At 65.6% G+C, this 13,126-nt stretch carries 9 protein-coding genes; 3 read left to right on the forward strand and 6 right to left on the reverse strand.

What is annotated here, in order from left to right; genetic code table 11:
- Positions 1 to 6: 6 nt before the first annotated feature.
- From ASD82_RS13790 to ASD82_RS13800, 3 genes are read right to left on the reverse strand one after another with little or no spacing between them, the layout of a single operon-like run.
- Positions 7 to 1,551 carry a pseudouridine synthase gene (locus ASD82_RS13790; RefSeq protein ID WP_056718390.1) on the reverse strand — a complete coding sequence of 515 codons (1,545 nt, stop codon included), beginning with the start codon at positions 1,549 to 1,551 and terminating at the stop codon, positions 7 to 9.
- Complete coding sequence (gene scpB / locus ASD82_RS13795) at positions 1,548 to 2,420, reverse strand: SMC-Scp complex subunit ScpB (RefSeq protein ID WP_056718391.1); 873 nt, start codon at positions 2,418 to 2,420, stop codon at positions 1,548 to 1,550. The genes ASD82_RS13790 and scpB overlap by 4 nt, the downstream gene beginning before the upstream one ends.
- Before the next feature lie 49 nt (positions 2,421 to 2,469).
- On the reverse strand, positions 2,470 to 3,321 hold the full coding sequence (locus ASD82_RS13800) for a ScpA family protein (protein ID WP_235577764.1): 852 nt from the start codon (positions 3,319 to 3,321) through the stop codon (positions 2,470 to 2,472).
- A 1,001-nt stretch (positions 3,322 to 4,322) separates the two neighbouring features.
- On the opposite strand from ASD82_RS13800, the gene ASD82_RS13805 reads away from it, so the two are divergent.
- Positions 4,323 to 4,685 carry a PilZ domain-containing protein gene (locus tag ASD82_RS13805; RefSeq protein ID WP_056718406.1) on the forward strand — a complete coding sequence of 121 codons (363 nt, stop codon included), beginning with the start codon at positions 4,323 to 4,325 and terminating at the stop codon, positions 4,683 to 4,685.
- Positions 4,686 to 4,765: 80 nt separating this feature from the next.
- On the opposite strand, the gene ASD82_RS13810 is transcribed toward ASD82_RS13805, so the two are convergent.
- On the reverse strand, positions 4,766 to 6,448 hold the full coding sequence (locus ASD82_RS13810; RefSeq protein ID WP_056718393.1) for a long-chain-fatty-acid--CoA ligase: 1,683 nt from the start codon (positions 6,446 to 6,448) through the stop codon (positions 4,766 to 4,768).
- A 141-nt stretch (positions 6,449 to 6,589) separates the two neighbouring features.
- Here ASD82_RS13810 and ASD82_RS13815 point away from each other — a divergent pair, with 141 nt between their 5' ends.
- Entirely contained in the window at positions 6,590 to 7,036 is a 447-nt protein-coding gene (locus ASD82_RS13815; RefSeq protein WP_056718394.1) for a hypothetical protein, read from the forward strand.
- Positions 7,037 to 7,113: 77 nt separating this feature from the next.
- Here ASD82_RS13815 and acnA read toward each other — a convergent pair whose 3' ends face one another.
- On the reverse strand, positions 7,114 to 9,855 hold the full coding sequence (acnA, locus tag ASD82_RS13820; protein ID WP_056718395.1) for an aconitate hydratase AcnA: 2,742 nt from the start codon (positions 9,853 to 9,855) through the stop codon (positions 7,114 to 7,116).
- A 263-nt stretch (positions 9,856 to 10,118) separates the two neighbouring features.
- On the opposite strand from acnA, the gene ASD82_RS13825 reads away from it, so the two are divergent.
- Complete coding sequence (locus ASD82_RS13825; protein ID WP_056718396.1) at positions 10,119 to 11,054, forward strand: LysR family transcriptional regulator; 936 nt, start codon at positions 10,119 to 10,121, stop codon at positions 11,052 to 11,054.
- Positions 11,055 to 11,134: 80 nt separating this feature from the next.
- Here ASD82_RS13825 and typA read toward each other — a convergent pair whose 3' ends face one another.
- On the reverse strand, positions 11,135 to 12,961 hold the full coding sequence (gene typA / locus ASD82_RS13830) for a translational GTPase TypA (protein WP_056718397.1): 1,827 nt from the start codon (positions 12,959 to 12,961) through the stop codon (positions 11,135 to 11,137).
- Positions 12,962 to 13,126 lie beyond the last annotated feature (165 nt).

Consider the following 13,126-nt stretch of genomic DNA (forward strand, 5'->3'; position numbering starts at 1 on the left):
CAGGCCTCAGCGATTGCCCGAACGGTTGCCGCCGCGGCCTGGCGGACGTCCACCGCCGGAGCCCGCGGGCCGCGCGCCGCCATGCGGACGGTTGCCGCCCTGACCCTGCGGTCGACCGGAACCCTGGGGGCGATTGCCACCCTGTCCTTGCGGGCGAGCCTGGTTGCCATGCGAACGGTTGCCCTGGGCCTGTCCCTGTCCTTGTCCCTGCGGACGCGGACCACGATTGCCCGGAGCGCGATTGCCTCCTGCGCTGTTGCCCCGTGATTCGCCGCCAAAACCGCTGTACGGACCGGCGGCGCCGGCGCTGCGGCCTTCGCCCGCGGAACGTGCGCCGAACGGCTTGCCACCGGCCGGGCGACGATTGCCCGGGGCACCGGCATTGCCGCGGGGTGCGCCGGGACGACCGGCAACGCCTTCGCGACTTTCGCCGGCGAACCAGGTGCGCACCGAGGGCAGTTCCTGCCCCGGCGCTACACGGCGACTCTTGCCGCCTCGGGCACCACCGCCCGCGCCACGTTCGGGGCGCGCCACGTTGCCGTTCACTTCCCGGCCGTCACGCCGCGGCGGCTTGCGGCCGCGGACCGGTTCCTCGCGAATGCGGTCGTAGGCGCGCAGTTCGCGTGCTTCGTCCTGGCCGCCGGTCCAGGCCGTGCTGGCGCCGCGTTCGGGACGATATTCGGTGACGCTGCGGCTGGCGCGACGCTGGTGCAGCACCGGACTCAGCGTGAGCACCGGCTGCGCCGCACCCAGGCCGGTGGTCTGGCGCAGCTGCTTGACGCTTTCGGCGTCCAGCGCTTCGCACTCGCCACGACGCAGGTTGCGCGGCAGTTCGATCTTGCCGTAGCGGATGCGCTTCAGGCGGCTGACCAGGAAACCCTGCGAGTCCCACAGCCGGCGCACTTCGCGGTTGCGGCCTTCGCGGATCACCACGCGGAACCAGCTGTGGCTGCCACCGCGGCTGATCACGGCGATCTCGTCGAAGCGGGCGGGACCGTCTTCCAGCTCCACGCCGGCCTTCAGCCGCTCGATGATCTCGTCGGGCACTTCGCCATGCACGCGGCACAGGTATTCGCGCTCGAGGCCGCTCTTGGGATGCATCAGGCCGTTGGCCAGTTCGCCGTCGGTGGTCAGCAGCAGCAGGCCGGTGGTGTTGATGTCGAGGCGACCCACGGCGACCCAGCGCGCACCCTTCAGGCGCGGCAGCTGTTCGAACACGTTGGGGCGGCCATCGGGATCGTCGCGGGTGGTCAGCACGCCTTCGGGCTTGTGGTAGATCAGCACCTCGGCGTCGTCGCGGCTGTCGGTGGCCACGACGAACTGCTTGCCGTCCATGACCACGCGGTCACCGGCCTTCACGCTCATGCCGATCTCGGCGGGGGCGCCGTTGAGCTCGACTTCGCCGGACTGGATGCGTTGCTCCAGCATGCGGCGCGAGCCCAGGCCGGCGTTCGCCAGCACCTTGTGCAGGCGCTCTTCCAGCGCGGGTGCGTCGGTGTCGATGCGTGGTTCGCGCTTCAGGGACAAAACGGATTTTTGCGGCGCAGTCATGCGCGGTACTCCTCGGTATCTTGGCTGGCGGTGCCGGTGTCGGCATCCGCGGCGGGGTTCGCTGCCTCGTCGGCAGTGGCAATCGGTTGGTCGGCAAGTGGGCCCGATTCGGGGCCAGGCTCGACGGCCTCGGGTGTCGTGGTCGGCGCATCGGCGTCGGCCGTGGTGTCGCTGTGATCGGTATCCGCGACGTCGGCGGATACCGGGTGTTCGTGTTCGTCGTCGATCGCGCCGTCGTTGTCCGGGCTGCTGTCGTCCGGCATTTCCTCGTCCGGGTCGATCGGCAGGTCGCGTGCGACGCGGGCGGGCAGGGGTTCGGGCTCGAAGCGCATCTGCGGGTCTTCCATGTCGCGGATTTCCGACAGCGGCGGCAACTGGTCCAGCGATTTCAGGTTGAAGTAGTCGAGAAAGGCGCGGGTGGTGCCGAACAGCGCCGGCTTGCCGGGCACGTCGCGGTAGCCCACCACGCGAATCCACTCGCGCTCTTCCATCGTCTTGATGATGTTGGAGGACACCACCACGCCACGGATCTGCTCGATCTCGGGCCGGGTGATCGGCTGGCGGTAGGCGATCAGCGCCAGCGTTTCCAGCAGCGCACGTGAATAGCGGCTGGGTCGCTCGGTCCACATCCGCGAGATCCACGGATGCACGTCCTGGCGTACCTGGTAGCGGAACCCCGACGCCACTTCCTTCAGCTCGACGCCGCGGCCGTCACAGTCCCCGGCCAGCGACTCCAGCGCCCGGGCGATCAGCTCGCGCGTGACCTCGTCAGCCTCGACGAACAGGTCGCCCAGCTGCTGCACGGTCATTGGCTGGGTGGAGGCCAGCAGGGCGGCCTCGATGATGGATTTGAGTTGCTCGATCTGCATAACCTTGGGTCGGATGCCGTTTCGGTCGCTGTCGTTCAAAGGGTGTCGTTCATTCGCCGGATGCCTCGATCACGGCCGGTTCGCCGTCCTGTGCCGCATCCAGCGGCAATTCGGCGGCTTCCTCGATGTGGCTCGCTTTCGCCTTCACGTAGATCGGCGCCAGCGGTTCCTCCTGGACGATCTCGACCAGCATTTCCTTGGCCAGCTCCAGCATCGCCAGGAAGGTCACCACGATGCCGAGCCGTCCCTCGCTGATGTCGAACAGGCTCTCGAAGCGGTGGAAGCTGCTGTCGTCGAGCCGGCTCAGCAATTCGCCCATGCGCTGGCGCACGCTGAGCGCCTCGCGCTTGATCGCGTGGTGCCCGAACAGTTCGGCCCGGTGCATCACGTCCTTCAGTGCCAGCAACAGCTCGGTCAGCTCCAGTGGCGGCGGCAACTTGATGACGTTGCGCTCACCCACATCGGCGTGGACCACCACGCTGTCGCGTTCCTGTCGCGGCAGCGCCTCGATGTCCTCGGCGGCCCGCTTGAATCGTTCGTACTCCTGCAATCGCCGTACCAGTTCGGCGCGGGGATCCTCTTCCAGCCCTTCCTCGGTCGGCGGTCGCGGCAGCAGCAGCCGCGACTTGATCTCGGCCAGGATCGCGGCCATCAGCAGGTATTCGGCGGCCAGTTCCAGCCGCATGACATCGCGCATCAGCTCGATGTAACTCATGTACTGCCGGGTGATCTCGGCAACCGGGATGTCCAGGATGTCCAGGTTCTGCCGGCGGATCAGGTACAGCAGCAAGTCCAGCGGACCCTCGAACGACTCCAGGATGACTTCCAGTGCATCCGGCGGGATGTACAGATCCTGCGGCATCTGCAGCATCGGTTCGCCGCGCACGATGGCCAGCGGCATTTCCTGCTGCTGCGGCACCGACGCGAAGGCGTCCTGCGTTGCAGGTACCGGACTCTGCGGCTCGACGACGGGCTCAGTGCTCATCAATGCATGTCATGGGGCCGCTTTCGGCGGCTGGCAGTGCGTTCTACGGGATCGGAGTCATTCACATGCCGTCACGGCATGCGGATGTCCGTACTCGGAACACGGCGGTAAGGCGGCATTCCCGGGTGCTGCATTCGTCAAAACCATACAAATCGAGGCGTGGCGTACGCACTCGTCACGACGGGCATGATGAAGCCACGCGTTCGTGGTTCGGTCAGGCAGGTCGCCAGCGACCAATCGCGCCAACTGCGGGTTGTCAGCCACGGCAGGTGCGCCTAGCCGATGACGGCGGAATCACATCGCGCCAGTTCACCGGTCGGGTCGAAAGCCATCGAATGGAAGCCAAGGTGCGCCGCTGTCGCTCGGCGAGCAGTTTCCGTGGTGCCATGCGTGGGCCAAGAGTAGCGGCTGGCCGGCTTCAAGTCCAGCGCAGGCAGACATGACTGATGGAACGAGGAAGGCCGGACTGCAAGGTGGCAGCTTCGCATCACGGCCGCAGGCAGGCACAATATCCGGATTGTGCCTTCGAAGCGGGTTGTACGGGAAGGCGAGGGCGCCATGTGACCTAATGCGTCGACTTGCGGTCAGCTTGCGTCAGGGCTGACGCCCTCGTCGGCAGGTGGCGGAAGACGCGACCGAGGATGCCTGGGCGCGGCGCAGCGGAAGAACGCCGCGCGGTGGCGTTGGCTCGCTGGTCCGCGCCGTTTTTCCCCGAGCATCAGGGCTGCTGGCGGTGGTGGGATAAACCAGGGGACGGACTGGCACGTTGGTTGCTTTCCAACAGCTCGACTGGTGCAATCGCTGGCGGTTGCATCGTCCCACAGGGAGCGACACGACGATTTCAGGAAGAAGGTGAAACAGCGTTTGCGGAAAACAAGAGCAACAGCAGGCGCAAGCACAAACGGATGGTGGAGTTGATGGTGACCGACAAGAATGGACAAGGCGGACCGGAGCAGTTGCGTCCGGCGCGCATGCAGATCGAGACGACGGTGCTGATGAGTCGTCATGGCGAGTCGCACCCGACCGAACTGGTGGACATATCGGCGACCGGCGCATTGCTGCGGCGCCCGCTGGGGTGGTCGGGAGACGTGGGCCAGAGCTGGGTGCTCGACATGATCTTCGGTCACAACCTGCACATTCACCTGGAGGCTGCGGTCGCCCGCATTTCCGACCATCACATCGGCTTTTCCTACAGCCGCATTCCCGAGGACAAGCAGGTCCCGCTGTGGAACCTGCTGGGCGGCTACGCCGACATCCTCGAATACTGGAAGGACGGCTGACCCGCGCCGCATCCCCACGCATGGCGCAAACGACAACGCCCGCCTGATCCAGGCGGGCGTTTCTGTTCGCGAAGCAGGAATCAGGCGGCGGGTTTCTTCTCGTCGCGCAATTCGCGGCGGAGAATCTTGCCCACGTTGCTCTTGGGCAGTTCGGTGCGGAATTCGATCTGGCGCGGCCGCTTGTAGCCGGTGAGGCGGTCGTGGCAGAACTGCTTGAGCGCTTCCTCGGTCAATTGCGGGTCCTTGCGCACCACGAACAGTTTCACCACTTCGCCCGAATGTTCATCGGGAACCCCGACGGCGGCGACCTCGAGCACGCCCGGGTGCTCCATCACCACGTCTTCGACCTCGTTCGGGTACACGTTGAAGCCGGACACCAGGATCATGTCCTTCTTGCGGTCGACGATGTAGAAGTAGCCGTGCTCGTCCATCCTGGCGATGTCGCCGGTGTGCAGCCAACCATCCGCACCAAGCACGTTGGCCGTCTCTTCCGGGCGCTGCCAGTAGCCCTTCATCACTTGCGGACCGCGCACCATCAGTTCACCGACTTCGCCGGCGGGCAGCGGCTGGCCTTCCTCGGACCAGATGGCGACATCGGTCGACGGCACGGGCAGGCCGATCGAGCCGTTGTATTGCTTCAGGTCCAGCGGGTTGATGCAGACCGCCGGCGAGGTCTCGGTCAGGCCATAAGCCTCGGCCAGGGTGCAGCCGGTGGTCTTCTTCCAGCGTTCGGCCACGGCACGTTGCACGGCCATGCCGCCGCCGAGGGTGAGGTGCAGCTTCGAGAAATCCAGCTCGGCGAAGCCGGGCGTGTTGAGCAGGCCATTGAACAGCGTGTTGACGCCGGTCAACGCGGTGAAACCGGACTTGCGAAGTTCCTTCACGAATCCCGGCATGTCACGCGGATTGGTGATCAGCCAGTTCAATCCGCCAAGGCGCATGAAGACCAGGCCGTTCGCGGTCAGCGAGAAGATGTGATACAGCGGCAGGGCGGTGATGATCACCTCTTCGCCGGGCTTGGCGCTGCCTCCAATCCATTCGCTGGCCTGCAGCATGTTCGCGATCATGTTGCCGTGGGTGAGCATGGCGCCCTTGGCCACGCCGGTGGTGCCGCCGGTGTACTGCAGGAACGCGATGTCGCCGTGCTCCAGCGTGACGCTCTGCAACGGGTGCGCTGCGCCGCGAGCCAGGGCATCACGGAAGCGCACGGCCTGCGGCAGATCGTAGGCCGGGACCATCTTCTTCACGTGCTTCAGCACGAAGTTGATCAGCGCACCCTTGGGGAAGCCGAGCAGGTCGCCGATGCCGGTGGTGATGACATGCCGTACGCCGGTTTCCGCCACCACCTGCTGCAGGGTGTGGGCGAAGTTGTCCAGCACCAGGATGGCCTTCGCGCCGGAGTCCACCAGCTGGTGTTTCAGTTCCCGCGCGGTGTACATCGGATTGGTGTTGACCACGATCAGGCCCGCGCGCAAGGCGCCAAACAGGGCGATCGGATACTGCAGCACGTTGGGCATCATGATGGCGATGCGATCGCCCTTGCCCAGCTTGAGCACGCCGGTGAGGTAACCGGCGAACTGGCGACTCATCGCATCGATCTGGCCATAGCTGAGCTGGCGGCCGAAGCTGGCGAACGCCGGGCGATCACTGAAGGCGGCGAAGGCCTCTTCCAGCACCGCAGGAACCGAAGCGTACTGACTGACGTCGATCTGCCCGGACACGCCGGCTGGATACTGCTCCAGCCACGGACGCTCATTGCTCATGCTTGGAATTCCCTGTTGGTCGAGGACGATGGATCAGATGATGGAATCAGGATCGGCTTTGCATCCATCATGGATCATGCGTCAGGTGATTTGAGCATACGCCCGCGTACAGCGGCAAGCCGCACTGCAACGAGTAGCCCGATGATGATGACGAAAAACATGCTTTGCCGATGGCTTGCCTGCGTGGTGTTCGCGCTGACCCTGGTGGCCTGTCGACACGACTCCGACGAGGCGTGGGTGAGGGCGGCGATTGCGGCCGTCGCCCAGGCGGCGGAGGCGGGTTCCGCCGGCGATCTCGGCGAGCCGATCAGCGAGGACTTCGAGGGCAATGACGGTGCACTGGACCGACGCAGCCTGACGTCGATGGTCCGCCTGCTGGCGCTGCGCGGGGAGCACGTCGGCGTGACCATGGGGCCAGTCTCGATCGAGCGGCGTGGCGAGCGCATGGTGGCCACGTTCACGGTCACCCTGACCAGTGGCGGCAAGTTGCTGCCAGACCAGATGGGTCTGTACCAGGTCGAATCGGCATGGCGCCAGGAAGAGGGCGAATGGCGTTGTTACACGGCAAGCTGGAAGCATGCGCTCTGACGATCTTTCGGTGAGCTGATGCAAAGCCGCCCCGGAATCCGGGGCGGTCTTGCTGTTGCAGAAAGTCACGCCTGGACTCAGGCGGCCTTCTTGCCCGCCAGCTGACGCAACACGTACTGCAGGATGCCGCCGTGACGGAAGAAGTCACGCTCCTTCGGGGTCAGCAGCATCACGTGCACGTTGAACTGCTTCTTGCTGCCGTCGGCGGCGGTAGCCACTACCGTGGCCTCGCGGGCATTGCCGTTGTCCAGACCGGTGATGTCGAAACTTTCGTTGCCGGTCAGGCCCAGCGACTTGGCGCTTTCGCCATCCTTGAACTGCAGCGGCAGCACGCCCATGCCGACCAGGTTGGAGCGGTGGATGCGCTCGAAGCTTTCGGTGATCACGGCCTTCACGCCCAGCAGCAAGGTGCCCTTGGCCGCCCAGTCACGCGATGAACCGGTGCCGTATTCCTTGCCGGCGATGACCACCAGCGGAGTGCCCGCTTCCTTGTACTTCATCGCCGCGTCGTAGATCGCCAGCTGTTCGCCGCTGGGCACATGGCGGGTGAAGCCGCCTTCGACGCCATCCAGCATCTGGTTCTTGATGCGGATGTTGGCAAACGTGCCGCGCACCATCACGTCGTCGTTGCCGCGACGCGAGCCGTAGGAGTTGAAGTCGATCGGCTGCACGCCACGCGAGATCAGGAAGCGGCCGGCAGGCGAATCCTTCTTGATCGAACCGGCCGGCGAGATGTGGTCGGTGGTGATCGAGTCGGCGAACAGGCCCAGGCAACGCGCGGCGTGGATGTCCTCGACCTTGCCCACTTCCATGGTCATGCCGTCGAAGTAGGGCGGGTTCTTGATGTAGGTGGACGCTTCGTCCCAGGCGTACAGCGCACCGTCCGGCGAAGCGATCGCGCTCCAGCGCTCGTCGCCCTTGAACACGTCGGCGTAGTTCTTCTTGAACATGTCCGAGGTGACCGCGCTGGCCAGCAGGTCGCTGATTTCCTGGTTGCTCGGCCACACGTCCTTGAGGAACACGTCCTTGCCATCCGAACCTTGGCCCAGTGGTTCGGTGGTGAGGTTGATGTCGAGCGAGCCGGCCAGCGCGTAGGCGACCACCAGCGGCGGCGAGGCCAGGTAGTTCATCTTCACCTCGGCGTGCACGCGGCCTTCGAAGTTGCGGTTGCCGGAAATCACGGCGCCCACGGTGAGGTCGCCGGTGCTGATCGCCTGGCTGATTTCCTGCGGCAGCGGGCCGGAGTTGCCGATGCAGGTGGTGCAGCCGTAGCCGACCAGGTAGAAGCCGGTCTTCTCGAGCTCGGTCAGCAGGCCGGTCTTTTCCAGATAGTCGGTAACGACCTTGGAACCGGGCGCCAGCGAGGTCTTCACCCACGGCTTGGCCTTCAGGCCACGCGTAGCGGCCTTCTTCGCGACCAGGCCCGCGGCCAGCATCACGGCGGGGTTGGAGGTGTTGGTGCACGAGGTGATCGCGGCGATCACCACCGAGCCGTCGCCGACGCGGAAGTCCTGGCCGTTCATCGACACGTGCTGGCCCGGCGCGTTCTGGCTCTGGTCGTGGCCGACCGCGGTGTCGCCGCCTTCATTGGCGAAGCGGGCTTCGGCACCGTTGCGCTTGGTAGTGGTGGCGCCGAGGTTGTCGTTGTAGTTCTGCTTGACGTCGGTCAGCAGCACGCGATCCTGCGGGCGCTTCGGGCCGGCCATCGACGGCTTCACGTCGGCCAGGTCCAGTTCCAGCGTGGCGCTGAAGTCGGCGTGCACGCTGTTTTCGTCGTGCCACAGGCCCTGGGCCTTGGCGTATGCCTCGACCAGGGCGACCTGCTCGTCGCTGCGACCGGACAGGCGCAGGTAGCGCAGCGATTCCGCGTCGACCGGGAAGATGCCGCAGGTGGCGCCGTATTCCGGCGCCATGTTGCCGATGGTGGCGCGATCAGCCAGTGCCAGGTGCTGCAGGCCCGGGCCGAAGAACTCGACGAACTTGCCGACCACGCCCTGCTTGCGCAGCATCTGCGTGACGGTCAGCACCAGGTCGGTGGCGGTGGCGCCCTCGGGCAGGCGACCGGACAGCTTGAAGCCGACCACCTGCGGAATCAGCATGGAGGAGGGCTGGCCCAGCATCGCGGCCTCGGCCTCGATGCCACCCACGCCCCAGCCCAGCACGCCCAGGCCATTGACCATGGTGGTGTGCGAGTCGGTGCCGAACACGGTGTCCGGGTAGGCCCACTGCTGGCCGTCGACTTCATTGGCCATCACCACGCGAGCCAGGTGCTCCAGGTTGACCTGGTGCACGATGCCGGTGCGCGGCGGCACCACCTTGAAGTCGGCCAGCGCCTTCTGGCCCCAGCGCAGGAAGCTGTAGCGGGCCTGGTTGCGCTCGAATTCGATCGCGACGTTCTTTTCCAGCGCGTCCTCGCTGCCGAACACGTCAACCTGCACCGAGTGGTCGATGACCAGCTCGGCCGGCGACAGCGGGTTGATCAGGGTCGGGTCGCCGCCCAGTGCCTTCATCGCGTCGCGCATCGCCGCCAGGTCGACCACGCACGGCACGCCGGTGAAGTCCTGCAGCAGCACGCGTGCGGGCATGAAGGAGATTTCGGTATCCGGCTCCTTCTTCGCGTCCCAGTTGGCGACCGCTTCGATTTCCTTCGAGGTCACGTCCACGCCATCCTCGTGGCGCAGCAGGTTTTCCAGCAGGATCTTCATCGAGTACGGCAGCCGCTTCAGGTCGAAGCGCTGGCCGAGCTTGGCCAGGCTGGCAAAGGCGTACTGCTTGCCGTTGACCTCGAGGATGTCGCGTGCGGAAAAGGTATCTTTCATGGGGAAGCTCCTGGCTGAATCCTGCGGCTGGGATGACTGAACGACGCCGGACGGCGCGTGGGGTCCACCAGTCCGGTAAAAAACGCAATTATCGCGCAAACCCCGCATCTCCGCGAACTGGACAAGCGACCTGGACGGGATGACATGGCCGGTTTGATGCCTTTTGGCTCATGCCGCCAAGTACACTGCGCGAACGGCGCGTGGCCGCACTTCACCGCACAGGATGGCCCCGATGATCACCGCAAGCAAACGCCTTTGATGACATGCAGCATTCGATGATTTCGATGGGCCTGGCGGCTGTCTCGCTGCGCGACCTCGCGCTGGTGCAGGCGGTGCATCGCCACGGCAGTTTCAACAGCGCGGCGCGGGCGATGCACATCAGTCCGTCCGGGTTGTCGCACCAGGTGCAGAAGGTGGAGCAAGCACTGGGTGCACCGTTGTTCGAGCGCGGCGGGCGGAAGATCGTGCCGACCGCCGGCGGCCAGCGGCTGCTGCAGCAGATCGACGCGGTGCTGGCTGCGGGCGAGCACCTGCAGCAGGTCGCCCGCGCCGGCGAAGTCGCCTTCGGTGGCGAATTGCGCCTCGGCGTACCGGCCTCGCTGGGCCCTTACCTGCTGCCGCACCTGATCGCGCCGTTCCCGCAGCATTTTCCCGGTGCGCGGCTGGGCATCTCCGAGGGCAAGCCGCGTGGCCTGCTGCGCCGCCTGAGCGAAGGCGAACTCGACGCGGTGCTGGCGCCGCCGACCGCGACGGTCAGCGGCATCGCATTACGCCCGCTGTTCTTCGAGCCGTGGGAACTGATGCTGCGCGCCGACCACCCTCTGGCCGGGCAGCAGGATATCGCGATGACCCAGCTCGACCCGGCCGAGGCCACGCTGATGGCCGAGAGCCACGCCGACGGCCTGCATTGCGAAGGCAGCGAGCACGGTCACGTGCAGGACGTCAGCCTGGAAAGCCTGGCCGCCCTGGTCAGCCTGCGTGGTGGTTACGCGCTGGTGCCGGCGCTGGCCCGCGAACGATTGGCCTCGATGCCGAACATCGCGCTGGCGACCTTGAAAGGCCCCGCGAGCGGCCGCGAGATCGCCCTGTACTGGCGCGACGCCTCGCCTTGGCACGACGACCTGCAGGCATTCGCCGAATTGCTGCGCAAGCTGGCGCGGCAACGGCCCGGTTTGCGGGTGCGCGGCAGCAAGGCCTGAGGTACCGGTTCCGGCGGGCACGAATGCAGAAGGCCGCCTTGCGGCGGCCTTCTGTTCAATCCCTCACTTGACGATGCAACTCAACCGCGCGAAGCGCGCTTGCGGTCGTTCTCGGTGAGGTGCTTCTTGCGCAGGCGGATTTCCTTCGGCGTGATCTCGACCAGCTCGTCGTCGTCGATGAAGTCCAGCGCCTGCTCCAGCGTGAACTTGATCGCCGGGGTCAGCTGGATCGCGTCGTCCTTGCCGGAGGCGCGCATGTTGGTCAGCGGCTTCGGCTTGATCACGTTGACGGTGAGGTCGTTGTCCTTGGCGTGGATGCCGACCAGCTGGCCTTCATACACGTTGTCGCCTTCGGCGGCGAACAGTTTGCCGCGATCTTGCAGCGGCCCCAGCGAGTAGGCGGGGGTGGTGCCGCCGGCATTGGCGATCATCACGCCGTTGAGGCGCTTGGCGATCTGGCCGTCTTCCTTCGGACCGTAATGGTCGAACACGTGGAACAGCAGGCCCGAACCCTGGGTCAGGGTCTTGAACTGGTTCTGGAAGCCGATCAGGCCGCGCGCCGGAATCTCGTAATCCAGGCGCACGCGACCCTTGCCGTCCGGCTCCATGTTCTTCAGCTGGCCCTTGCGCACGCCAAGGCGCTCCATCACGGCACCCTGGTGGATCTCCTCCACGTCGACCACCAACTGTTCGATCGGCTCCATCTTCTGGCCGTCGATTTCCTTGATGATGACTTCCGGGCGCGACACGGCCAGCTCGTAGCCTTCGCGACGCATGTTCTCGATCAGCACCGACAGGTGCAGTTCGCCGCGGCCGGAGACCAGGAACTTGTCGGCGTCCGAGCCTTCCTCGACCTTCAGCGCCACGTTGTGCACCTGCTCGCGCTCCAGGCGGTCGCGCAGCTGGCGGCTGGTCAGGAACTTGCCGCCGGAGAGGTCCTTGTTGCCGGCGAACGGCGAGTTGTTGACCTGGAAGGTCATCGAGATGGTCGGCTCGTCGACGGTCAGCGCGGGCAGCGCTTCGGGGGTGTCCAGCGCGCAGACGGTGTCGGAGATGGTCAGCTCGGCGATGCCGGAGATGGCCACGATGTCACCGGCCTCGGCGCTGTCCTGCTCGATCCGCTCCAGGCCCAGGAAGCCCAGCACCTGCATCACCTTGCCCTGGCGCTTCTTGCCATGGCGGTCGATCACGCTGACCGGCATGCCCTTTTTCAGGGTGCCGCGCTGGATGCGGCCGATGCCGATCACGCCGACGAAACTGCTGTAGTCGAGTTGGCTGATGCGCATCTGGAACGCGCCTTCCGGGTCCACGTCCGGCTTGCTGACGTGCTGCATGATCGCTTCGTACAGCGGGGTCATGTCGCCTTCGCGCACGTTCTCGTCGAGGCTGGCATAGCCGTTCAGGGCAGAGGCGTAGACGATCGGGAAGTCCATCTGTTCCGGCGTGGCACCCAGCCGATCGAACAGATCCCAGACCTGTTCCACCACCCACTCGGGGCGCGAACCGGGACGGTCGACCTTGTTGATCACCACGATCGGCTTGAAGCCCATCGCGAACGCCTTCTGCGTCACGAAGCGAGTCTGCGGCATCGGGCCATCCATCGCGTCGACCAGGATCAGCACCGAGTCGACCATCGACAGCACGCGCTCCACCTCGCCGCCGAAGTCCGCATGTCCCGGCGTGTCGACGATGTTGATGCGGTTGCCCTGCCAGGTGATGGCGGTGTTCTTCGCCAGGATGGTGATGCCGCGCTCCTTTTCCTGGTCGTTCGAGTCCATCACGCGCTCGGCCAGCACGGTGCGCTCGTTGAGCGTGCCGGACTGTTTGAGCAGGCAATCGACGAGGGTGGTCTTGCCGTGGTCGACGTGGGCGACGATGGCGATATTGCGCAGATTTTCGATGGACATGGGATCGACTCGGGTGGCGCTTGGAGCCACCACGTGGGTTATCAGAGGGTTAACCCGTCGATTATACGGATTTATGCGACAACTTGCCCGCATTCGTTGAAGGGGTCATTCAGGGGCGCGATGGTCCGCCTTTGGGGCGGGTGGCCGTGGCCGGCCACCCGCCGG

The sequence above is a fragment of the Rhodanobacter sp. Root179 genome (genome assembly GCF_001428465.1).
In the GTDB taxonomy this organism is placed as follows: domain Bacteria; phylum Pseudomonadota; class Gammaproteobacteria; order Xanthomonadales; family Rhodanobacteraceae; genus Rhodanobacter.